This window comes from Paraburkholderia lycopersici (assembly GCF_900096975.1).
GTDB lineage: Bacteria > Pseudomonadota > Gammaproteobacteria > Burkholderiales > Burkholderiaceae > Paraburkholderia > Paraburkholderia lycopersici.
Genome location: NZ_FMYQ01000006.1, coordinates 40,706 through 63,026, shown reverse-complemented (window position 1 = coordinate 63,026; position 22,321 = coordinate 40,706). Strand labels below are relative to the sequence as shown.

Below are 22,321 nucleotides of genomic sequence, written 5' to 3'. Positions count from 1 at the left end.
GCTCAGTGTTGCTCGACGAGCGCGCGCGCCTCGGCCACGTGGCCGCGGTAGGCTTCGAAAATCTTGCGCAGCGCGTCGTCGAAGGTCGACTTCGGCGCCCAGCCGAGCTCCTGCTTCGTGTTGTCGATTTTCGGCACGCGGTTCTGCACGTCCTGGTAGCCCGCGCCGTAGTACGCGCCCGACGAGGTTTCGACGAGCTGCACCTTCTTCGCGCTGTCCGCATACTCGGGGAACTCGGCGGCGAGCGCGAGCATCTTGTGCGCGAGCTCGCGCACCGAGAAGTTGTTGGTCGGGTTGCCGATGTTGTAGATCTTGCCCGAGGCGATGCCGTTCTCGTTCTCGATGATCTTCATGAGCGCTTCGATGCCGTCGTCGATGTCGGTAAACGCGCGCTTTTGCGCGCCGCCGTCGACGAGGCTGATGTTCTCGCCGCGCACGATGTGGCCGAGGAACTGCGTCACGACGCGCGACGAACCTTCCTTCGGCGTGTAGATCGAGTCGAGGCCCGGGCCGATCCAGTTGAACGGCCGGAACAGCGTGAAGTTCAGGCCTTCCATGCCGTAGCCCCAGATCACGCGATCCATGAGCTGCTTCGAGCACGCGTAGATCCAGCGCGGCTTGTTGATCGGGCCGTAGGTCAGCGCCGAAGCGTCAGGGTCGAACTGCTCGTCCGCGCACATGCCGTAAACCTCGGACGTCGACGGGAAGACGAGGTGCTTGCGGTACTTCACGGCCGAACGCACGATCGGCAGATTCGCCTCGAAGTCGAGCTCGAACACGCGCAGCGGCTGTTGCACGTAGGTGGCCGGCGTGGCGATGGCGACCAGCGGCAGGATCACGTCGCACTTCTTGACGTGGTACTCGACCCACTCCTTGTTGATCGTGATGTCGCCTTCGAAGAAGTGCATCCGCTCATGCTTGACGAGGTCGCCGAGGCGATCCGTCTGCATGTCCATGCCGAACACTTCCCAGTTCGTGGTTTCGAGGATGCGCTTGGAGAGGTGGTGGCCGATAAAGCCGTTCACACCCAGGATCAGAACTTTTTTGGCGTAGCCTTCGGTTTTCATGGACGGGGGACAGATGAAATGAGTTCGGAGAACGCGGCGGGGGTGATGACGGTCTCGTGACCGCCATGTTCCTGGATTTGCTGGTGCCGCAGTTCGTGGATCGCGATGGCGCGGCCGTCGCCGCAGACGGCGAAAAGCGCATTATCGCTTACGTGGATGCCCACGGGCAATCCGGCGAGGGGGCGGACCCTTTCGGCGTCTTGCGAGCCCGGGCGCACGAGGCGCGCGCGGGCGATCACGAAACGCCGGCCGCCGATGTCCGTGAACGCGCCCGGATAGGGCGGCGCAACCGCCCGGATCAGGTTGTACACCTGCTGCGCGCTCCGGCTGAAGTCGATGCGGCCGTCTTCGGGCTTGCGCCCGCCGTAGTAGCTGCCCCTCGCGAGATCGTTCGGCAGATGCGGCGCCTCGCCGGCGATCAGGGCGGGCAACACGCGCCAGAGCGTCTGCTCGGCGGCCACGGTGACCTTGTCGAATACCTGCGCGGCGGTGTCGTCGGGGAGGATCGGCACCGGCGTTTGCGCGACGATGGCGCCCGCGTCGGGCTTCGCGGCCATTTCGTGCAGCGTGGCGCCGGTTTCGGTTTCGCCGTTGAGCACCGCCCAGTTCGTCGGCACGCGGCCGCGGTACTTCGGCAGCAGCGAGCCGTGCATGTTGTACGCACCGCGGCCGGCGAGCGCGAGCAGGTCCACCGGCAGCATGTGCCGGTAATAGAACGAAAAGATGAAGTCCGGACGCGCCGCGCAAACGGCCGCGCGCAGCCCGGCGCTCTTCGGGTCGGCGGGCGTGAGGACCTCGATGCCGTGGGCCTCGGCCACCGACTTCACGCTGCCGAACCAGATGTTTTCGGTCGGGCTGTCTTCGTGGGTGACGACGAGCGCGACGTCGACGCCGCCCGCGAGCAGCACCTGCAGGCAGCGCACGCCTACGTTGTGATACGCGAAGACGACGGCGCGCGGCTTCATTGGCGGGCTCCCTGGTTGGCCGGGTTCGTATCGGCGTTTGCCGCCTGCGCCGGCTGCGCGGATTGTTGCGCGAAGGCGGCGGCCTGCATCACGTCCTGGCGCGGCGCATCGACGACGGCGCGGCCGTTGCGCTCCTCGAGGATCGTCTGGATGAGATAGCGCGGACGCGCGCGCACCTGCTGGTAGATGCGGCCGATGTATTCGCCGAGCAGGCCGAGCGCGAAGATGATCACGCCGAGCAGGAAGAACGTGATGGCGAACAGCGTGAACACGCCTTGCACTTCCGCCCCGATGATGAAGCGGCGGATCAGCAGCAGCACGAACAGACCTGCCGAGCCGAGCGACAGGATCACGCCGATGAACGAGAGCCACTGCAACGGCACGACCGAGAAGCCCGTCACGAGGTCGAAGTTCAGGCGAATGAGGCTGTAGAGCGAGTATTTCGACTCGCCCGCGAAGCGCTCCTCGTGCGCGACCTCGATCTCGACGGGGTTTTGCGAGAACGTGTAGGCGAGCGCCGGGATGAAGGTGTTGATCTCGCCGCAGCGGTTGATCGTGTCGATGATGCGGCGGTTGTACGCGCGCAGCATGCAGCCCTGGTCGGTCATCTTGATGCGCGTGATGCGCTCGCGCAGACGGTTCATCGCCTGTGAGGCCTTGCGGCGCCAGAGGCTGTCCTGGCGCTGCCTGCGGATCGTGCCGACGTAGTCGTAGCCCTCGCGCATCTTCTCGACGAGCTTGCCGATTTCCTCGGGCGGGTTTTGCAGGTCGGCGTCGAGCGTGATGACGATCTCGCCGCGTGCCTGCTCGAAGCCCGCGAGAATCGCCATGTGCTGCCCATAGTTGCCGTTGAGCAGAATCGCGCGGGTGGTGTCGGGGCGCGCGCGGAACTGCTCGGCGAGCATCGCGGCCGAGCGGTCGCGGCTGCCGTCGTTGATGAAGATCACTTCGTACGCGGTGCCGAGTTTGTCGAGCGCCGGATACAGGCGCGCGAACAGTGCGGGGAGTCCGGCTTCCTCGTTGTAGACCGGAATGATGACCGAGACTTCCGGTGTGTCCGGCGTCAGGGTGACGTGTTCCGTTTGACTCATGTGTGCGTCGATTCCGTTATTTGATGCTTCGGTTTACTGCGTTCGCAGTCCGGCGGCGCCAATGCTGCACCGATTTCCTGCATTTGCCGTGGTTCCTGCGCGCGGCGATTTCTTACTTCGCAGACTTCCCGCAGATTTCGTTCACCGCGCGGCACACGCGCGCCACGTCGGCTTCGGTCATCTGCGTGAAGAGCGGCAGTGTGACCGTGCTCGCGCCGAAGCGCTCCGCGTGCGGGAACATGCCCGCCTTGAAACCGCGCTCGCGGTAGAGCGTGAAAAGGTGGATGGCCGGGTAGTGCACGCCCGAGCCGATGCCGCGCGCCTTGAGTTCGCCCATGAAGCCGGCGCGGTCGATGGCGAGCTGCTCGAGCGGCAGCGTGATCTGGAACATATGCCAGTTGCTGTTGGCGAAATCGGCCAGCGGCAGGCCCACGCCGAGCTTCACCGCCGCGCCGCCTTCGAAGCCCGCGAAGTAGGCGCGCGCCAGCGCGTGGCGCTGGCGGGTGAAGCGCTCGATGTGCTTGAGCTGGCCGAGCCCGACGCGCGCCGCGACATCCGTGAGATTGTACTTGCCGCCGAGCACGTCGCAGTCCATGCCGTCGAAGCCCGTGCGCGTGATGCCCTGCAGGCGGTACTTCTGCGCGAGCACGGCTTCGGCTTCGTCGTTGAGGACGAGCGCGCCGCCCTCGATCGACGTGAGATTCTTGTTGGCGTGGAAGCTGAACGACACGATATCGCCGATCGCGCCGATGCGCTTGCCGTTCCACGTCGAGCCGAACGCCTGCGCGGCGTCCTCGATGACGCGCAGTCTGTGCTGGCGGGCGATCGCATAGAGCCGGTCCATGTCGACGGGCAAGCCCGAGAGAAAGACGGGAATGACGGCTTTCGTCTTCGGCGTGATGGCGGCTTCGAGCTTGTCGAGGTCGATGTTGCGCGTGACGGGATCGATGTCGGCGAACACGGGCGTCGCGCCCACTTCGTAGATCACGTTGCTCGTCGCGACCCACGAGGCGGGCGTGGTGATGACCTCGTCGCCGGGCCCGACGCCGGCAATGCGCAGGCCGATTTCGAGCGTCGCCGTGCCCGAGTTGAAGGTGCGCACGGGGCGGCCGCCGCAGTACTCCGAGAGCGCGGCCTCGAACGCCTGGTTCTGCGGGCCGGTCGTGATCCAGCCCGAGCGCAGCACGTCGGCGACGCCCTGGATGGTCTCCTCGTCGATTTCGGGGCGCACGAACGGCAGGAACGGAACGGATGACTGCGCGGATGACTGGGTCATGAGTGTTTTACTCTTTGCTCGTCAGAAAGTGAGACCAGGCGCAAGGCTGCCACGGCAGGCCTTGCAAACGGCTTGTATGGGGTGCAACAGGCTGCGCAACCCGCTCGGGGACGGAGCCGCCGCGGCGTTCTAGCTGCGCGCCAGCACGAACACGCCGATCAGGATGATGCCGATGCCGACGAGCCGCTGCACGCTCATCACTTCGCCGAACAGATACCACGCCGCGAACGCGTTGACCACGTAGCCGAGCGAGAGCATCGGGTAGGCGATCGAGACGTCCACGCGCGAGAGCCCGACGATCCACACGACCACGCTGAACACGTAGCAGGTCAGCCCGCCGATGATCGGCAATTGCGTCGCGAGCTTCCAGCCGATGGGCAGGATGTTCGCACGGGTGAATTCGAAGTGTCCAACGGCATTGACACCCGCTTTCAGCAACAGTTGCGCGCAGGCATTCAGGCCAACGCCGGCGAGGATGCAGATGAGGGAAATCGGATTCATCATCACTGGGGATGGGCAACGGGTTATGGGCTATGGGGGCGGATCAGGGGTTTTCCGGCCGCACGGCGGCGGTCGGGCCGCCGCAATTATCGCGCATGGGCCAGGCGGCGCCGGACTGCGGTCAGGACTGCGGCTTCTGCACGATCACGCGCCGCGAATCGCGGGCGATCACCTGCATCGGCAAGCCTTGGGCGGCCAGCGCTTCGTAGCGCTGCACCGGGATCAGCGCAAGCGCGTAGCGGTCGGCTTTCCAGCGGTCCTCCCACCCGGCGATGGTCGGTACCCATTTTTGCGGCTCTTCCGAAATGCCGAAGGCGAGTTCGTCGGTGACTTCGACCATGGTCATCGTGTGGCGCACGTAGAAGGGCAAGGTGTGGTCGAGCACGCCCACCGAATAGAACGGCGTATCGGGCGGCAGCTTCGCGATGGCGGCGCGCACCGCGGGCGCGAGCGGCGCGCCCGAGCTCAGGGTGCCGAACACGTCGTGACCCGTGCCCGCGATGGTCGCGAGCAGCAGCCACGCGGTGCCGAGCGCGACCGCCGGGGCGCGCGCGCCGGTGTCGGGCGTGCGCTTCGAGCGGTTCATGCGCAGGCCGACCATGGTCACGACGAAGCAGACCGCAGCCGCGGCGAACACCCAGACCTGGAATTCGCGGTAAAGCGCGTTGGGATTGCGCGCGTCGCCGAGGCGCGTGAGGACGAAGGAGCCGGCCATCAGCGCGACGGCGAGGACCGCGTAGCCCGCGAGGTGCCGGTTCCATTGCGCGCGCGTCATGAGCGGCAGATACATGCCGATGATGAGCGCGACAGGCGGTGCGATCGGCAGGACGTAGGAAACCAGCTTCGAGTGCGACGCGCTGAAGAACAGGAAAATGAACACCGTCCACACGAGCATCAGCATGACGGGCGAGAATCCGTTGGGCTGGCGCGGCGCGCGCAGCGCATGGCGCAGGCTCTGCACGCTCACCGAGAGCCACGGCAGAAAGCCCACCAGCATGACCGGCACGAAGTAGTAGAGCGGACCGGGGCGGTTCTGCTCGGGCGTGAGGTAGCGCCGGAACTGCTGAACGATGAAGAAGAAATTGAAGAACTCGGGGTTGCGCTGCTGCACGAGGATGAACCACGGCGCAGCGATCGCGAAGAATACGATCAGGCCGCTGACCAGATAGAGACGCTTCCAGAGCGCCCAGTCGCGCGAAATGCCCGTGTAGAGCACGAGCACCGCGCCGGGCAGGATCAGCCCGACGAGGCCCTTCGAGAGCACGGCCATGGCCATGGCCGCCCAGCACACCCACATCCAGAGGCGCGCGCCGTTTCTCGGCAGATTGGGGCGCTGCGCGAGCAGGAGGGCGCACAGCGTGAGCTCCATCCAGAACGACAGGCCCATGTCGAGCGTGTTGAAGTGCCCCATCAGGTTCCAGTACGGCGCGCAGGCGAGCACGACCGCGGCGAAGAAGCCCGTGGCGGCATTGAACACGCGCGCACCCGTGAAGCCGATCAGCAGCACGCCGGCGAAGCCCGTCAGCGCCGTATAGAGGCGCGCCTGCCATTCGCCGAGGCCGAACCACGCGAAGGTGAGCGCATTCATCCAGGTTTGCAACGGCGGCTTCTCGAAATACTTGTAGTCGTTGTAGCGCGGCGTGATCCAGTCGCCGGTCGCGAACATCTCGCGCGCCATTTCCGCGTAGCGGCCTTCGTCGCTGGGCAGCAGATGACGCCAGCCGAGCGGCACGAACCAGATCACGGCGAGGGCGAGGATCAGGAGCAGGATTGCGCTGCGGTTGAGCGGTAGCCTCGATGGCGTATCGTTCATGGGTTTCAGCCTGTTTTTGTTGCGGTCGTTGCAGTCGAGGTTCGGATGACGCGGGCCCGCGTGCGTGCGAAACCGGCACCCGGCGCGCGGCAGCGCATGCGGCGCGCAAGTGTACTACGTCACCGCGCGGCTACCTGATGGCGAGCTTAAGGCGGGTCAGTTTTCGATCAGGAGCGCGGCCGCCACACGGCGGCCTTCGGCCATGAGGATGTTGTAGGTGCGGCAGGCGGCCTTGAAGTCCATCGTCTCGACGCCGATGCGCTTCGCCGCCAGCGCCGAGGTCAGGCGCGGGTGCGGAAAACGCAGGCGCTCGCCGCTGCCGAACACCACGACTTCCGGTTCGAGCGGGAGCAGCATTTCGAAGAGTTCGGGGGTTAGCGCGTCGAACACGTGCACCGGCCAGAGGGTGACCGGCGATTCGGGCATCACGATGATGCTGCCGGTGTGGCGTTCGAGATTCACTTCGACATAGTCGGCGCCGTAGCCGGTAACGGTGTTCAGTGCGCCGCTGGGGTCCTGGTGTAGTTTCAAAACGGGGTTCCGGGGTAAGGGCGGTTCGGGTGCGCAAGCGAAGGGGCGCACGTCCCGTGCCGTGCCGGCGCCGGCCGGAAACGCCTGGAGCCGCGCAGCGAGAAGCCGCGAACCGGGCAAGGGCGGCGGCAAACCGGAGTCGCGGCCGTGTGACGCGGACAGGCACACGCGGCCAGCCGGGCGCAGCGTCGGCGCCGCCGCACAAGGCGGCACCCAGGCAACAGCAGGCGGCGCGGCGCGCCTCGATCCCGCCTGGCTACCGTCGGCGGCATTCGTCCAGCGCCGCTTTCCGGCTGGCCTCCTGACCGATTGCGCATTGCGGAAGTTGGTCAAAATCCGCTAAATTATAGCTTTTTAGCCGCCGCTGCGGCGGCGCCCCACGAGGCGAACGGCAGGCGAACGGCACGCGGCACGCAAACGGCGTCGCGCGCCATCCGCGCATCGGCGAGGGCAGCCACAAGCTGCCGGGCGGTCACAGCGGTCACAGGTCACAGCGGTCATAGCGCGGGCCACGGGGTTCGGGTGCGCTGTGCCGGCGGCACGGCGGCGTGTGTGCCTCGCAGGTCTCTTTTAAATGGGCGTCGCGCGTGCGACCGGCGCTTCCCCCGCACGATCGGCGCCTTGCCTGCCCCGGCGGGCGCCTGGCCAGCTGATCCGCACGATTTGCCCGCCGGGGCGCCATCCGCCGTCCGGTCAACCCGCGCGATTCGCCCCCTTTGGCGGCCCGTTTCGTCCATTTGGCCCGACTCAGCCTGTTTCAGCCCTTTTACCGCTTCTTACTCGCATCTGACTGGTAGTCCGCCGTGAAACCGATTCTCAAATCCAACAAGCTGCAGAACGTTTGCTACGACATCCGCGGGCCGGTACTCGAGCATGCGAAACGCCTCGAAGAAGAAGGCCACCGCATCATCAAGCTGAACATCGGCAATCTCGCGCCGTTCGGTTTCGACGCCCCCGACGAGGTCATTCAGGACATGATCCTGAATCTGCCGAACTCCTCGGGGTACTCGGATTCGAAGGGCGTGTTCGCCGCGCGCAAGGCGATCATGCATTACGCGCAGCAAAAGGGCATCAAGGGCGTCGAGCTCGACGACATCTACGTCGGCAACGGCGCTTCCGAGCTGATCGTGATGGCCATGCAGGCGCTGCTCAACGACGGCGACGAGGTACTGCTGCCCGCGCCCGACTATCCGCTCTGGACCGCGGCCGTAAGCCTCTCAGGCGGCACGCCCGTGCATTACATCTGCGACGAGTCGAACGCGTGGATGCCGGACCTCGACGACATCCGCGCGAAAATCACGCCGAACACGCGCGCGCTCGTCGTCATCAACCCGAACAATCCCACCGGCGCGCTTTATTCGGACGATCTGCTGCGCGGCCTCGTGGCGATCGCGCGCGAGCACGGCCTGATCATTTTCGCCGACGAGGTCTACGACAAGATCATCTACGACGGCAAGACCCACACGGCGCTCGGCTCGCTCTCCGAAGACGTGATCACTGTCACGCTCAACAGCCTCTCGAAGAGCTATCGCGCGTGCGGCTACCGCGCGGGCTGGATGTTCCTTTCGGGCATGACGGGCGAGAACCGCCGCCGCGCGAAGGACTACACCGAGGGCCTCGGCATTCTCGCCTCGATGCGCCTGTGCGCGAACGTGCCGGGCCAGTACGCCATTCAGACGGCGCTGGGCGGCTACCAGAGCATCAACGAGCTGATCCAGCCGGGCGGGCGCCTTTATCGTCAGCGCGAACTGGCGTACAACCTGCTCACGGCCATTCCGGGCGTGACCTGCGTGAAGCCCGAGGCGGCGCTCTACATGTTCCCGCGCCTCGACCCGAAGCTCTATCCGATCGAGGACGACCAGCAGTTCATTCTCGACCTGCTGCTGCAGGAGCGCGTGCTGCTCGTGCAGGGCACGGGCTTCAACTGGAAGCAGCCGGACCATTTCCGCGTGGTGTTCCTGCCGAACGTCGACGACCTGACCGATTCGATCAACCGGATCGCGCGCTTCCTCGACGGATACCGGCAGCGGCATGGCACGTGAGCCGCGCCTGAGTTGGACCCGAGCCGCAAGAAAACGCATTCCCTTTCACATATCTAGACGAACACACGCTGCATGGATCCGATCAAAGTAGGTCTCTTGGGCTTCGGCACGGTGGGCAGCGGCACCTTTACGGTACTGCGCCGCAACCAGGAAGAAATCAAACGCCGCGCGGGCCGCGGCATCGAGGTGGCACGCGTTGCCGTGCGCAACCCGGCCAAGGCCACCGCGGCGCTCGGGAGCGAGGCCGGCACGATCGAGCTGACGACGGACTTCAACGCCGTCGTCGACGATCCGTCGATCTCGATCATCGCCGAAATGATCGGCGGCACGACGCTCGCGAAGGATCTGGTGCTGCGCGCGATCGCCAACGGCAAGCACGTGGTCACGGCGAACAAGGCGTTGCTGGCGGTGCACGGCACCGAGATTTTCGAGGCGGCGCGCGCGCGAGGCGTGATGGTCGCGTTCGAGGCGGCGGTGGCGGGCGGCATTCCCATCATCAAGGCGCTGCGCGAAGGTCTCACGGCCAACCGCATTCAGTACATCGCGGGCATCATCAACGGCACCACGAACTACATCCTTTCGGAAATGCGCGAGCGCGGGCTCGATTTCGCGACCGCCCTGAGGGGCGCGCAGGAGCTCGGCTACGCCGAAGCCGATCCGACCTTCGACATCGAAGGCGTGGACGCCGCGCACAAGGCCACGATCATGAGCGCGATCGCGTTCGGCGTGCCCGTGCAGTTCGACAAGGCCTACGTGGAAGGCATCAGCAAGCTCGACGCCATCGACATCCGGTACGCGGAAGAGCTCGGCTACCGCATCAAGCTGCTCGGCATCGCGCGCCGCACCGACCAGGGCATCGAACTGCGCACGCACCCCACGCTGGTTCCGGCCAAGCGTCTGCTCGCCAACGTGGAAGGTGCGATGAACGCCGTCGTCGTGCACGGCGACGCCGTCGGCACGACGCTCTACTACGGCAAGGGCGCGGGCGCGGAGCCGACGGCCTCGGCCGTGGTGGCCGATCTCGTCGACGTGACGCGCCTGCATACGGCCGACCCCGAGCATCGCGTGCCGCATCTGGCGTTCCAGCCGGACAGCCTCTCGAACACGCCGATCCTGCCGATCGACGAAGTCACGAGCGGCTACTACCTGCGCCTGCGCGTGGCCGACCAGACCGGCGTAATGGCCGCCATCACGCGCATTCTGGCCGACAGCGGCATCTCGATCGACGCGCTGCTGCAGAAGGAGTCGGAGCAGGTCGACGCGCAGGGCAAGTCGGAAACCGACATCATCCTCATCACGCACAGCACGGTCGAAAAGAACGTGAACGCGGCGATCGCGCAGATCGAAAAGCTCGCGACGGTGAAGTCGCAAGTCACGAAGCTGCGCATGGAAGGACTGGACTAAGGCAAGGGCAAGGCAATGAATTACGTATCCACGCGCGGCGCGGGCGCCGGCGAGCATCACTCGTTTTCCGACATCCTGCTGGGCGGGCTCGCACGCGACGGCGGCTTGTATCTGCCGGCCCGATATCCGCAGATCGGCGAGGAAGAACTCGCGCGCTGGCGCGGCCTGTCGTACGCCGACCTCGCGTTCGAGATCCTCTCGAAGTTCGCCGACGACATTCCCGCCGCAGACCTGCGCGACATCACGCGCCGCACCTACACGGGCGAGACGTACCGCAACGTGCGCCACGGCGAGGACGCGAGCAAGATCACGCCGCTCACCACGCTCGGCGAGGAGCGCGGCGCACGGCTTTCGCTGCTCGAACTCTCGAACGGGCCGACGCTCGCGTTCAAGGACATGGCGATGCAACTGCTCGGCAACCTGTTCGAGTACGCGCTCGCCAAGGCTGGTCAGGAGCTGAACATCCTCGGCGCGACGTCGGGCGACACGGGCAGCGCCGCCGAATATGCGATGCGCGGCAAGCAGGGCGTGCGCGTGTTCATGCTCTCGCCGCACAAGAAGATGAGCGCGTTCCAGACGGCGCAGATGTTCAGCCTGCAAGATCCGAACATCTTCAACCTGGCCGTGGAAGGCGTGTTCGACGACTGTCAGGACATCGTCAAGGCCGTCTCGAACGATCACGCGTTCAAGGCGCGGCACAAGATCGGCACGGTCAACTCGATCAACTGGGCGCGCGTCGTGGCGCAGGTCGTCTACTACTTCGCCGGCTACTTCGCGGCGACGAAGAGCAACGACGAGCGCGTCTCGTTCACGGTGCCGTCGGGCAACTTCGGCAACGTCTGCGCGGGCCACATCGCGCGCATGATGGGCCTGCCCATCGAGAAGCTCGTCGTCGCGACCAACGAGAACGACGTGCTCGACGAATTCTTCCGCACCGGCATCTACCGCGTGCGCGGCTCGGCCGAGACGTATCACACGACGAGCCCGAGCATGGATATCTCGAAGGCGTCGAACTTCGAGCGCTTCGTCTACGACCTGCTCGGCCGCGATCCGGCGCGCGTCGCGCAACTGTTCCGCGACGTCGAGGAAAAGGGCGGTTTCGACCTCGCGGCGAGCGGCGACTTCGCGCGCGTGAAGCAGTTCGGCTTCGTGTCCGGCCGCAGCAGCCATGACGACCGCATCGCGACGATCCGCGACGTCTACTCGCGCTACAAGACGATGATCGACACCCATACGGCCGACGGTGTGAAGGTTGCGCGCGAGCATCTGCAGCCGGGTGTGCCGATGATCGTGCTCGAAACGGCGCAGCCCGTGAAGTTCGGCGAGACGATCCGCGAAGCGCTCGACCGCGAGCCGGAGCGTCCGGCGGCGTTCGAGGGACTGGAGGCGCTGCCGCAGCGCTTCGAAGTCATGCCGGCCGATGCGAGGCGCGTGAAGGACTATATCGCCGCGCATACGGCGGCGTAAGCGCATCGGCGGCGCGATCGACTTTGCGCCGCAGCCGGGGCCGGATCGTTTCGGTCCCCGGCGCCGGTCCTTCGGCCGTTCGCTTCGGCAAGGCGATTGGGCGCGCCTCGCCCGATCCACGGCACAGGGCGCAGCACGCCCGTCGCGCCGCTACAATAACGGCAGACCAACCGCTGCTGGCGGCCCGCCCGCCGGCTCCGAGACGACCTCGATGTCCACGCCCACGTCCCCGTCTTCCGCTGCACCCGCGCCGCGCGCGCCGATGCTCTCCACCGCCGATGCCCTCGCCACGCTGCTCGCGGCGGCGAAGCCGCTCGCCGGCACCGAGACGATTTCCACGTTCGACGCGTTGAACCGCGTGCTCGCGGCCGATGTCGTCTCCCCGCTCGATGTGCCCCCCATGCATACGAGCGCGATGGACGGCTACGCGGTGCGCGTGGCCGATCTCGCGCAGGGTAGCCGCCATCTGCCGGTTTCGCAGCGCATTCCCGCGGGCCATGCGCCGCAGCCGCTCGCGGCGGGCACGGCGGCGCGCATCTTCACGGGGGCGACCGTGCCGCCGGGCGCGGACGCGGTGGTGATGCAGGAGCAGGCCGAGCCCGGGGAAGACGCCGTCACCTTCCTGCACACGCCCAAAGCGGGCGAATGGATCACGGCGCAGGGAGCGGACATCCGCAAGAACACGGTGATCCTGCCCGCGGGCGCGCGGCTCACGCCGGCGGCGCTTGGCCTTGCAGCGTCGGTGGGCTGTGCGACGCTCCCGGTCGCGCGCCGCGTGAAGGTCGCGGTATTCTTCACCGGCGACGAACTGACCATGCCAGGCGAGCCGCTCAAGCCCGGCGCAATCTACAACTCGAACCGCTTCACGCTTACGGGCTTGCTGCGCAACCTCGGCTGCGATGTGACCGACTTCGGCATCGTGCCGGACCAGATCGACGTCACGCGCGCGACGCTGCGCAAGGCGGCCGCCGCGCACGATCTGATTCTCACGTCGGGCGGCGTGTCGGTGGGCGAGGAGGATCACGTGCGGCCCGCCGTCGAGGCCGAAGGCCGCATCAACCTGTGGCAGATCGCCATGAAGCCCGGCAAGCCGCTGGCGTTTGGCGCGGTGCGCCGCCCACAGGAAGCGGGTGCGCAAGCCGGCGAGTCGTTTTTTGTCGGCCTGCCGGGCAACCCGGTGTCGAGCTTCGTCACCTTCCTGCTGTTCGTGCGCCCGTTCCTGCTGCGCCTTGCCGGCGCCACGCAGGTGAGCCCGCGCGCGCTTTCGCTGCGCGCCGACTTCAGCCAGACGAAGAGCGACCGCCGCAACGAATTCCTGCGCGCGCGCGTGAACGCGGCGGGCGGCCTCGATCTGTTCCCGAACCAGAGTTCGGCGGTGCTGACCTCCACGGTCTGGGCCGACGGCCTGATCGACAATCCGCCGAATCATGCAATCAGCGCTGGCGAGACCGTGCGCTTCATCCCGTTCACCGAACTGCTGTACTGACGCCCCAACCGATGAAGATCCAGTTGAAATTCTTTGCGAGCGTGCGCGAGGCCTTGGGCGTCGCGGACGAAACGGTCACGCTGCCGGAGAGCATCGTCACGGTCGGCGACGTGCGCGGCTGGCTGCGCGCGCGCGGCGGCGCGTGGGCCGAGACGCTGGCGGAGGGCCGCGCGCTGCGCATGGCCTGCAATCACGTGATGACCGACCCGCGCACGCGCATCATCGAGGGATGCGAAGTGGCGTTTTTCCCGCCCGTGACGGGCGGCTAGGCGCTTCAGGAGACTTCCCATGCCTGTGCGCGTACAAACGGAAGATTTCGACCTCACTACCGAAGTCGCGCAGTTGCGCGCGCGCAATCCGGCGATTGGCGCGGTGGCGTGCTTCGTCGGCACGGTGCGCGACCTGAACGACGGCAGCACGATCGCTTCGCTTGAACTCGAGCACTATCCGGGCATGACCGAGAAGGCGCTGGAGACGATCGCCGGCGAGGCGCAGCGGCGCTGGCCGGGCATCGAAGTGCTGATCGTGCACCGGATCGGCAGGCTCGCGCCGCTCGACCAGATCGTGCTCGTCGCGACGACCTCGAAGCATCGAGGCGACGCCTTTGCGTCCTGCGAGTTCGTGATGGACTACCTCAAGACCGAGGCGCCGTTCTGGAAGAAGGAGGAGACGGAGCAGGGCGCGCATTGGGTCGATGCCCGCGAGACGGACGATGCGGCGCTCGCGCGTTGGGGCGTGACGTCGGGGAACGCATCGCGGAATGCGAAATAGGCGTTGCTCGGGGTCGGGCGAGCGGGTGTTCTCCCATCCTGTCGGCCCAGACCCAGGCAGCGCAACTAACCGCCTCGTCCTTCCGCTAACCGGGGAGCGCGTGGCGTCACGCTGAAGGCGTGTTCTCGTCGACATCCATCGAACGGCCAACGAAGCGCGCCGGGAACGGCTCGCCGGTCGGGCGCGCGGGCAGGTCATGTCCGTGCCCGGCGGGGCGCCGGCGGGGCGCAACGCGCTCGAGGAGCGCCTGCTGTTCGGCCGGAATCGTATAGTCCCAGCCAAAACGGCTCAGTTGCAGGCTTTGCGCGATGCGCAGCGCGGGCTCCATGAACTGGACTGCCGCAGCAGGCTCGTAGCGCGACTGGACCGTATCGAGGAAGAGGTAGAGCCAGCGGCTGAAATGTTGCGGCTCGACGCCCGCCACCGGATCGTGGGCCTGCTGCACATTGCCGCGGTACGTTTTGGCACCGAGCACGAGGCTCGACCAGAAACGGCACATCTTCGGCAAATGCTCGTCCCAACGTCCGGCCAGCGCGCCGTCGAATACCGGCCCGAGCATCGCGTCGTCGCGCACGCGGTCATAAAAGGCGTAAACGAGTTCGCGGATGTTGTCTTCGGTCGGCTGGGCGTGCAGCGCGGAGGCGGGACATGTATCGGGACGAGTCATTTCGGGGCCTGGATGATGCCTGGAGGATCTGGAGTGTAGCGGGCGGCGGCGCGTCGCCACGATGCGGCGGTAAGCCGCATGGAAATTGGGCTTGCCAGACGATGCAAAACGCGCATCATACGCAGTTTGGGCAAAACCTGCGTGCGCCCTGCATGTTAATGTATGGTTTTTGTCCCCGGCTTGCCGTCGACAACGCCAACGTCAATACCACCGCCATGAGACTGACCGACTACACCGACTATTCGTTACGCGTGATGCTCTATCTCGCGTTGCGTCGCGACGGCCTGGCGACGATTCAGGAGATATCGGACGCCTATGGCGTTTCGAAGAATCATCTGATGAAAGTCGTGCAGCGTCTCGGCGAGCTCGGCTGGGTCGACACCATTCGTGGGCGCAATGGCGGCTTGCGCATCGCGCCGGCTTCGCTCGATTTGAGCGTGGGGGCGGTGGTGCGTCAGACCGAAAGCGATTTTGCGCTGGTCGGCTGCTTTCCGGACGAGCACGGCGAGCGGCGAAGCTGCGTCATCGAGCCGCAGTGCCGGCTCAAGCACGCACTGGCTGCGGCTCGCGACGCCTTTCTGGCCGAGCTCGACCGTCACACCATCGGAGAGCTGGCGCAACCGGCGGGCGCGCTGACCGGTCTGCTCGGGCTGGCACCGATCCGGATCATGCCGCGCGCCCAGGCGTCGCGGCCGGCGTCTTCGCGAGGGCACTGAAGGCGCTCACGCCTGTTGTTGGTCCATGCACACGTCATTCGTCGGCTCTCTTCGCCGCGCGGCTCCGCGCTTTGCTTCCCCCGAGCCCGACGTCCGGCGACTCGTCTTTCCCCTTCTCGCACGCCCCGGCAGCCCACTGCGGAAGACCGCTATCCGTGCGTCGATCCCAAAAATCGGAAAAAATGACGCCGTCGCGCTTGAAACCGGCGCGCTCCCCCTCAAATTTGGTGACAGTCTAGAAAACTGGAGGCCTCGTTCTAATGAGAATCGACAAACTCACCACCAAGTTCCAGGAAGCCATCGCCGACGCTCAAAGTCTCGCGGTTGGCCACGATAACCAGTACATCGAGCCCGTTCACCTGCTCGCCGCGCTCGTTGCGCAACAGGACGGTTCCGCGCGCTCGCTGATGTCGCGCGCGGGCGTGCAGGTGCAGGCGCTGCAGAACGCGCTCAACGACGCCATCAGCCGCTTGCCGCAGGTGCAGGGCACCGACGGCAACGTGCAGATCGGCCGCGAGCTCACGGGGCTGCTCAATCAGGCCGACAAGGAAGCGCAAAAGCTCAACGACACGTACATCGCGAGCGAAATGTTCCTGCTCGCCGTCGCCGAGGACAAGGGCGAAGCGGGGCGCCTCGCGCGCCAGCACGGTCTCACGCGCAAGGCGCTCGAATCCGCCATCGTCGCGGTTCGCGGCGGCGCGCAGGTGCACAGCCAGGACGCCGAGAGCCAGCGCGAGGCACTCAAGAAGTACACCGTCGACCTGACCGAGCGCGCTCGCTCGGGCAAGCTCGACCCCGTGATCGGCCGCGACGACGAAATCCGCCGCTCGATCCAGATCCTGCAGCGTCGCACCAAGAACAATCCGGTGCTGATCGGCGAGCCGGGCGTCGGCAAGACGGCGATCGTCGAGGGGCTCGCGCAGCGCATCGTCAACGGCGAGGTGCCCGAGACGCTCAAGGGCAAGCGCGTGCTTTCGCTCGACATGGCCGCGCTGCTCGCCGGCGCGAAGTACCGCGGCGAGTTCGAGGAGCGCCTGAAGGCGGTGCTCAACGACATCGCGAAGGACGAAGGCCAGACCATCGTCTTCATCGACGAGATCCACACGATGGTCGGCGCAGGCAAGGCCGAGGGCGCGATGGACGCGGGCAACATGCTCAAGCCGGCGCTTTCGCGCGGCGAGCTGCACTGCATCGGCGCGACCACGCTCGACGAATATCGCAAGTACATCGAAAAGGACGCCGCGCTCGAACGCCGCTTCCAGAAGGTGCTCGTCGATGAACCGTCGGTCGAGGCGACCATCGCGATCCTGCGTGGACTGAAGGAGAAGTACGAACTGCACCACGGCGTGGAAATCACCGACCCGGCGATCGTCGCGGCGGCGGAGCTCTCGCATCGCTACATCACCGACCGCTTCCTGCCGGACAAGGCCATTGACCTGATCGACGAAGCCGCTTCGAAGATCAAGATGGAAATCGATTCGAAGCCCGAAGCGATGGACAAGCTCGATCGCCGTCTGATCCAGTTGAAGATCGAGCGCGAGGCCGTCAAGAAGGAGAAGGACGAAGCGTCGCAAAAGCGTCTGCAGCTGATCGAAGAAGAGATCGATCGCCTGAGCCTCGAATATAAGGACCTCGAAGAGATCTGGACCGCCGAGAAGGCCGCGGTGCAGGGCGGCGCGCAGATCAAGGAAGAGATCGACAAGGTGCGTGCGGAAATCACGAAGTTCCAGCGCGAAGGCAAGCTCGAGAAGGTCGCGGAACTGCAGTACGGCAAGCTGCCGCAACTCGAAGCGCAGTTGAAGCAGGTCACGCAGGCCGAGGCGAACGAGCAGAGCAGCCCGACTCGCCTGCGCTTGCTGCGCACCCAGGTGGGCGCCGAGGAAATCGCGGAAGTCGTCTCGCGCTCGACCGGCATTCCGGTTTCGCGCATGATGCAGGGCGAGCGCGAGAAGCTGCTGCAGATCGAAGAGAAGCTGCACGAGCGCGTGGTGGGCCAGAACGAGGCCATCAACGCCGTGGCCGATGCGATCCGTCGCTCGCGCGCCGGTCTCGCGGACCCGAACCGGCCTTACGGCTCGTTCCTGTTCCTCGGGCCGACGGGCGTGGGCAAGACCGAACTGTGCAAGGCGCTGGCGGGCTTCCTGTTCGATTCGGAGGAGCATCTCATCCGCATCGACATGAGCGAGTTCATGGAGAAGCACAGCGTCGCGCGTCTGATCGGCGCGCCGCCGGGATACGTGGGCTACGAGGAAGGCGGTTATCTGACCGAAGCCGTGCGCCGCAAGCCGTACAGCGTGATCCTGCTCGACGAAGTCGAAAAGGCGCATCCGGACGTGTTCAACGTGCTGCTGCAGGTGCTCGACGACGGCCGCATGACCGATGGCCAGGGCCGCACCGTCGACTTCAAGAACACGGTGATCGTGATGACGTCGAACCTCGGTTCGCACCTCATCCAGGCGATGGCAGGCGAGCCGCAGGAAGCCGTGAAGGACGCCGTGTGGAACGAAGTGAAGCAGCAGTTCCGCCCCGAGTTCCTGAACCGGATCGACGAGGTCGTGGTGTTCCACGCGCTCGACCGCTCGAACATCGAATCGATCGCGAAGATCCAGTTGCAGCGCCTGCGCGAGCGTCTCGAGAAGCTTGACATGGAGCTGATGGTGTCGGACGAGGCGCTCGGCCAGATCGCCAAGGTCGGCTACGACCCGCTGTTCGGGGCACGGCCGCTCAAGCGCGCGATCCAGCAGGAGATCGAGAACCCGGTCGCCAAGCTGATTCTCGCGGGCAAGTTCGGGCCGAAGGACGTGATTCCGGTCGGCGTTCGCGACGGCAAGTTCGTATTCGAGCGCGTCGTGCACTAACGCGCATGCGAAACGCGGTAGGGGCGCGCGCGGTGTAGCGCGTGCCTGATCGAGACAAAAAGGCAGCGGAGCGATCCGCTGCCTTTTTTTATACGTGTGCCGGGCGGATATCGCGCGGCCCGCGTCGCTCAGGCCTGCCTGTTGCCGCCGCCGAACAGCGACGCGAGCCCGCCGAGCGTGCCGAGCACGCTTTCGGCGTTGATCTGCCCGCCGGACGGCACTTCGCCGTTTGGCGTGCCGGCATTGACGACGTGCGGCAGCACCTGGGCGAGCAGCCCGCTCACCTGGTCGGGCTGCATGCCGACCTTCTGCGCGAGACCCGAGACGACGTCCGAGCCGAGCACGCTGTGCAGTTGGTCCGGCGACACGGGCTGGTTCTCGCCATTGCCGACCCACGACTGCACGATCTCGCCAAGGCCGCCTTGCTGGAACTTCTCGACGAGCCCGTTCAGGCCACCGGGCTGGTTGTTGACGAACTCCATCGCCGCGGCGAGGAGCTGGGCTTGGCCGCCGCCTTGCTGTTGCGATTGCGATTGCGAACCGAGCAGGGAACCGAGGGTATCTAGCAGACTCATGACGATCTCTCTGAATGATGGCCGCGTCGGGGGACGCGGCCGGTAAGCCGGACGGCGCTTGCAAAGGCGGCGCCGCGGATCGGGGCCGTCGCGCCGCGAGGGCGACGGATGGAGGCGGCTATCAGGCGCCGGAAGCGGCCGCGTCGGATGCGGCCTTGCTCTTTTTCGACTTCCTGGGTTTTTTCGCTTTCGTATCGGATGCCGTGGCCGGAGCCGCGGCGGCGGAGCCCGCTTCGGGCGCGCTCGCCGCGGCGGCCGTCTTGTCCTTCTTGCTCTTGTGCTTCGACCTTGCCGCCGCCGTGTCCGAAGCGGGTTGCGCCGCGGTCGTGGCCGCAGGCGCCAGCGATGTCGTCGGGTTGGCCGTGGTGGCGGCCGGCGCGGCGCTCGTTGCAGCGGCGCTCTTGCTGCTCTTCGGGGCGACTGTCTTGCCCGCGGGTGGCGCTGACGAGCCGTTGATCGTGAGCCCCGCGGCTTCGAGGTTCTGCACCGACTTCGCGCCGATGCCCTTGACGCGGTTCGCGAGGTCGTCAGCGTCCTTGAACGGGCCGTTCTTCGTGCGTTCGTCGATGATGGCCTTGGCATGCACGGGGCCGATGCCCTTGACGGATTCGAGCGCGGTTTCGTCGGCGGTGTTGACTTCGACGGCCGCGGCCAGCACGGCGGACAGCGACAGGCCGAGCGCGAGGAACAGCATCAGCAGCTTCTTGAGCATGGCAATCACTCCATTGAGGGCAATTCGGTTAGCCGGGAACGGACGACGCTGCGGTAAGAATAGGACAGTTGGCGTATCCGTGGATCGGTGGCGCTCGATTTATACCGGTCCAGATATGGCAAGTAAATCGCGTCGCACAATATTTAAACTTCCGTGCATCGGCGGACGCGAAGCCGCAAAGGCGTTCGAAGCGGGAGCAATGACGCAGCGTGCGCCGCCGAGGTCGCCCTGCGCAAGGCGGCTCAGGCGCGATGCGGCCCGACGATGCCGAGCTTCGCGATGCGCCGGTACAGCGTCGCGCGCGAGATGCCGAGCGCCTGTGCGGCCGCATTCGGCCGCCAGCGGTGCGCCGTGAGCGCGGCGACGATGCGTTCGCGCTCGTCGCCTGTGGGGAGCGACGCGGGCAGAAACGTACGGGGAGCGGAACGCGCGGATGGCGGCGCGAACGAGGGCAGGTTTGCCGTGAGATCCGCGCTCAGGTGGCGCGCCTCGACCACCGCGGTGTCGCACACGGCGCATGCATAGCGCATTGCGTTGCGGAGCTGGCGGAGATTGCCCGGCCAGGCGAATGCGGCGAGCCGCGCCGCGAGCGCGGCGTCCAGCGCGAGCGGCCGGCCCGCGGCCTGCGCTTCTTCCGCGAACACCGTGTCGATGAGCGTTGCGATGTCGCGCCGCGCGCGCAGCGGCGGCAGCGTGAGCACCGCGCCGCTCAAGCGGTAGTAGAGATCGTCGCGGAACGCGCCCGCGCTCGCCATTTGCGCGAGGTCGCGGTGTGTCGCGCAGATCACGTCGACGTCGACGCGCACCGGCGTTTCGGCGCCGAGCGGCAGCACTTCGCTTTCGGCGAGCACGCGCAAGAGGCGCGTCTGCAGCGCGAGCGGCATGTCGCCGATCTCGTCGAGAAAGAGCGTGCCGCCGTCGGCCATCGCGATCTTGCCGCGCGCGCCGTGCCGGCGAGCGCCCGTGAAGGCGCCCGGCGCGTAGCCGAACAGTTCGCTCTCGATCAGCGACTCGGGCAGCGCGCCGCAATTCACGGCGACGAACGGGCGATTGCGCCGCGCGCCGGCGTCGTGAATCGCGCGCGCGAATACTTCCTTGCCCGCGCCCGTTTCGCCGAGCAGCAGGATCGGCAGGCGCTTGCCCGCCACGCGCTGCGCGATGCGCGCGTTCCCGGCCACGCGCGCGTCGGCGCTGCGCAGAAATGGGCCGAGCGCGCTGCGATCGTATTCGTGCGCGGCCGCGGCCGTTTCGCGCCGCAGCGGCATCGCGCCATGCGCCGCCGAGGCCCCGCCGCGGCCGCTGTGTCCGAGCGGCGCGCGAATGCGCGCATACAGCATCGAGCCGCTCGAGCGCAGGCGCAGGGCCGCGATGGTTTCGATGCGCCCGATGTCGCGCAACTGCACGTGCGACGAGTCGAAGATCTCGTCGATATGACGCGGGCCGTCGAGACAGGGCATGCATTCGCGAGCGCGGCGGTTTGCGGCGACCACGTTGCCGTTTTCGTCGAAGGCGATCAGCAGCTCGGGCTGCGCCTCCACGTAATTGCGATTCTGGTGGCCGAAGAGAATCCAGCACGACGCCATGCGATGCAGAAAATAGCCATCTTCGATCAGCGAGGCGCTCTGGCGCACGAGCTGGTTCACGATGCGCTGGCTCTCGCGATTGTCGGGCGACTGCACCGCCGAAGCGTCGAGCACGCCGATCAGATCGCCGCCAGGCGCGAAAATCGGCGCGGCGCTGCACGTGAGCGTCGTGAACGCGGCGCGGAAATGATCGGTCTTGTGCACCGTGATGGGCGCGAGATCGGTGAGCACGTTCGCAATGCCGCAGGTGCCTTCCTCGCGCTCCGACCAGCACGAGCCGATATAGAGGCCTGCGTGCTTGAAGTCGTTGCGGCGTTCGCGGTCGATGCGATAGTCGATGGTCACGCCGTGCGCGTCGGTCAGCATCACGCAATAGTCGGCCTCGCGCACCGTGTCGTGCAGGCGCGTGAGACATTGGCCCGAGGCGCGCAGGAAGGATTCCTCGCGATCGCGGATTTCGCGCAGTTCGGCGGCGCTCAGCACGCGCGGGCCGATCACCGAGCCGGGGTCGAGCTGATAGCGCTCGAACGAGCGCTGCCACGACGAGACGAGACGCGGCGAACCGGACGGCGCGGGCAACCGGCCTTCCACGGCCCCGCGCACGCGTTCGGCGTGCCGGGTAGACGCAAGGGCGTAGGGCATGAGCGTTCCAGACGGTTGCTGACGAAAAACGTCGGACCGGAAAACGTTCGGCGGGAGTCTTTTGTAGCACATCCTTTGCGCGGGATCACACCGCAGCGCAACAAGCGAGACGGCTGAGACGATCGTCTCAGCGCGCGGCGTCGCGGATTCTCGC

19 protein-coding genes are annotated in these 22,321 nt (G+C 66.4%); 8 read left to right on the top strand and 11 right to left on the bottom strand.

The genetic code is table 11. From position 1 onward, the window contains the following. Positions 1 to 2: 2 nt before the first annotated feature. The 7 genes from BLU17_RS08955 to BLU17_RS08925 form a co-directional block, all read right to left on the bottom strand. Complete coding sequence (locus tag BLU17_RS08955) at positions 3 to 1,067, bottom strand: bifunctional UDP-4-keto-pentose/UDP-xylose synthase (RefSeq protein WP_091996376.1); 1,065 nt, start codon at positions 1,065 to 1,067, stop codon at positions 3 to 5. Further along, positions 1,064 to 2,032, bottom strand: a complete 969-nt coding sequence (locus BLU17_RS08950; protein ID WP_091996375.1) for a formyltransferase — start codon at positions 2,030 to 2,032, stop codon at positions 1,064 to 1,066. The genes BLU17_RS08955 and BLU17_RS08950 overlap by 4 nt, the downstream gene beginning before the upstream one ends. After that, positions 2,029 to 3,123 (bottom strand): glycosyltransferase, encoded by a 1,095-nt coding sequence (locus BLU17_RS08945; RefSeq protein WP_245746777.1) that lies wholly within the window; start codon positions 3,121 to 3,123, stop codon positions 2,029 to 2,031. Before BLU17_RS08945 ends, BLU17_RS08950 begins: the two co-directional genes overlap by 4 nt. 112 nt (positions 3,124 to 3,235) lie before the next feature. Continuing rightward, positions 3,236 to 4,399: a DegT/DnrJ/EryC1/StrS family aminotransferase gene (locus tag BLU17_RS08940; protein ID WP_091996374.1), complete on the bottom strand. Its 1,164-nt coding sequence runs from the start codon at positions 4,397 to 4,399 to the stop codon at positions 3,236 to 3,238. A gap of 129 nt (positions 4,400 to 4,528) precedes the next feature. After that, positions 4,529 to 4,900: an SMR family transporter gene (locus tag BLU17_RS08935; RefSeq protein WP_091996373.1), complete on the bottom strand. Its 372-nt coding sequence runs from the start codon at positions 4,898 to 4,900 to the stop codon at positions 4,529 to 4,531. Positions 4,901 to 5,021: 121 nt separating this feature from the next. Further along, positions 5,022 to 6,713, bottom strand: coding sequence for a glycosyltransferase family 39 protein (locus BLU17_RS08930; protein ID WP_091996372.1), 1,692 nt, complete (start codon positions 6,711 to 6,713; stop codon positions 5,022 to 5,024). Between the two features lie 156 nt (positions 6,714 to 6,869). Next, on the bottom strand, positions 6,870 to 7,244 hold the full coding sequence (locus tag BLU17_RS08925; protein ID WP_091996371.1) for an Mth938-like domain-containing protein: 375 nt from the start codon (positions 7,242 to 7,244) through the stop codon (positions 6,870 to 6,872). Positions 7,245 to 8,047: 803 nt separating this feature from the next. Here BLU17_RS08925 and BLU17_RS08920 point away from each other — a divergent pair. From BLU17_RS08920 to BLU17_RS08895, 6 genes are all read left to right on the top strand, one after another. Continuing rightward, positions 8,048 to 9,286 (top strand): pyridoxal phosphate-dependent aminotransferase, encoded by a 1,239-nt coding sequence (locus BLU17_RS08920; protein WP_091996370.1) that lies wholly within the window; start codon positions 8,048 to 8,050, stop codon positions 9,284 to 9,286. Between the two features lie 72 nt (positions 9,287 to 9,358). Beyond that, the gene (locus BLU17_RS08915) at positions 9,359 to 10,690 is read left to right on the top strand and encodes a homoserine dehydrogenase (protein WP_091996369.1); all 1,332 of its coding nucleotides are present in this window, start codon (positions 9,359 to 9,361) and stop codon (positions 10,688 to 10,690) included. 15 nt (positions 10,691 to 10,705) lie between these two features. Further along, a complete protein-coding gene (gene thrC / locus BLU17_RS08910; protein WP_091996368.1) occupies positions 10,706 to 12,157 on the top strand; it encodes a threonine synthase in 1,452 nt (483 codons plus the stop codon). 262 nt (positions 12,158 to 12,419) lie between these two features. Continuing rightward, positions 12,420 to 13,643 (top strand): molybdopterin molybdotransferase MoeA, encoded by a 1,224-nt coding sequence (locus tag BLU17_RS08905; protein ID WP_483874358.1) that lies wholly within the window; start codon positions 12,420 to 12,422, stop codon positions 13,641 to 13,643. A gap of 11 nt (positions 13,644 to 13,654) precedes the next feature. Beyond that, positions 13,655 to 13,912, top strand: coding sequence for a molybdopterin converting factor subunit 1 (moaD, locus tag BLU17_RS08900; protein ID WP_091996366.1), 258 nt, complete (start codon positions 13,655 to 13,657; stop codon positions 13,910 to 13,912). Between the two features lie 19 nt (positions 13,913 to 13,931). Beyond that, positions 13,932 to 14,414 (top strand): molybdenum cofactor biosynthesis protein MoaE, encoded by a 483-nt coding sequence (locus BLU17_RS08895; RefSeq protein WP_091996365.1) that lies wholly within the window; start codon positions 13,932 to 13,934, stop codon positions 14,412 to 14,414. A 106-nt stretch (positions 14,415 to 14,520) separates the two neighbouring features. Here the strand turns inward: BLU17_RS08895 and BLU17_RS08890 are convergent, their stop codons facing one another. Then, the gene (locus BLU17_RS08890) at positions 14,521 to 15,081 is read right to left on the bottom strand and encodes a group III truncated hemoglobin (RefSeq protein WP_091996364.1); all 561 of its coding nucleotides are present in this window, start codon (positions 15,079 to 15,081) and stop codon (positions 14,521 to 14,523) included. 215 nt (positions 15,082 to 15,296) lie between these two features. On the opposite strand from BLU17_RS08890, the gene BLU17_RS08885 reads away from it, so the two are divergent. Both BLU17_RS08885 and clpB read left to right on the top strand, forming a co-directional pair. Next, positions 15,297 to 15,797: an Rrf2 family transcriptional regulator gene (locus BLU17_RS08885; protein ID WP_091996521.1), complete on the top strand. Its 501-nt coding sequence runs from the start codon at positions 15,297 to 15,299 to the stop codon at positions 15,795 to 15,797. Positions 15,798 to 16,057: 260 nt separating this feature from the next. Further along, complete coding sequence (clpB, locus tag BLU17_RS08880) at positions 16,058 to 18,655, top strand: ATP-dependent chaperone ClpB (protein ID WP_091996363.1); 2,598 nt, start codon at positions 16,058 to 16,060, stop codon at positions 18,653 to 18,655. A gap of 128 nt (positions 18,656 to 18,783) precedes the next feature. Here clpB and BLU17_RS08875 read toward each other — a convergent pair whose 3' ends face one another. The 3 genes from BLU17_RS08875 to BLU17_RS08865 form a co-directional block, all read right to left on the bottom strand. Next, a complete protein-coding gene (locus BLU17_RS08875; protein ID WP_483874357.1) occupies positions 18,784 to 19,425 on the bottom strand; it encodes a YidB family protein in 642 nt (213 codons plus the stop codon). After that, positions 19,352 to 19,942 carry a ComEA family DNA-binding protein gene (locus BLU17_RS08870; protein WP_091996361.1) on the bottom strand — a complete coding sequence of 197 codons (591 nt, stop codon included), beginning with the start codon at positions 19,940 to 19,942 and terminating at the stop codon, positions 19,352 to 19,354. The genes BLU17_RS08875 and BLU17_RS08870 overlap by 74 nt, the downstream gene beginning before the upstream one ends. Positions 19,943 to 20,184: 242 nt before the next feature. Further along, positions 20,185 to 22,167, bottom strand: a complete 1,983-nt coding sequence (locus BLU17_RS08865; protein WP_091996360.1) for a sigma-54-dependent Fis family transcriptional regulator — start codon at positions 22,165 to 22,167, stop codon at positions 20,185 to 20,187. Between the last annotated feature and the right edge of the window lie 154 nt (positions 22,168 to 22,321).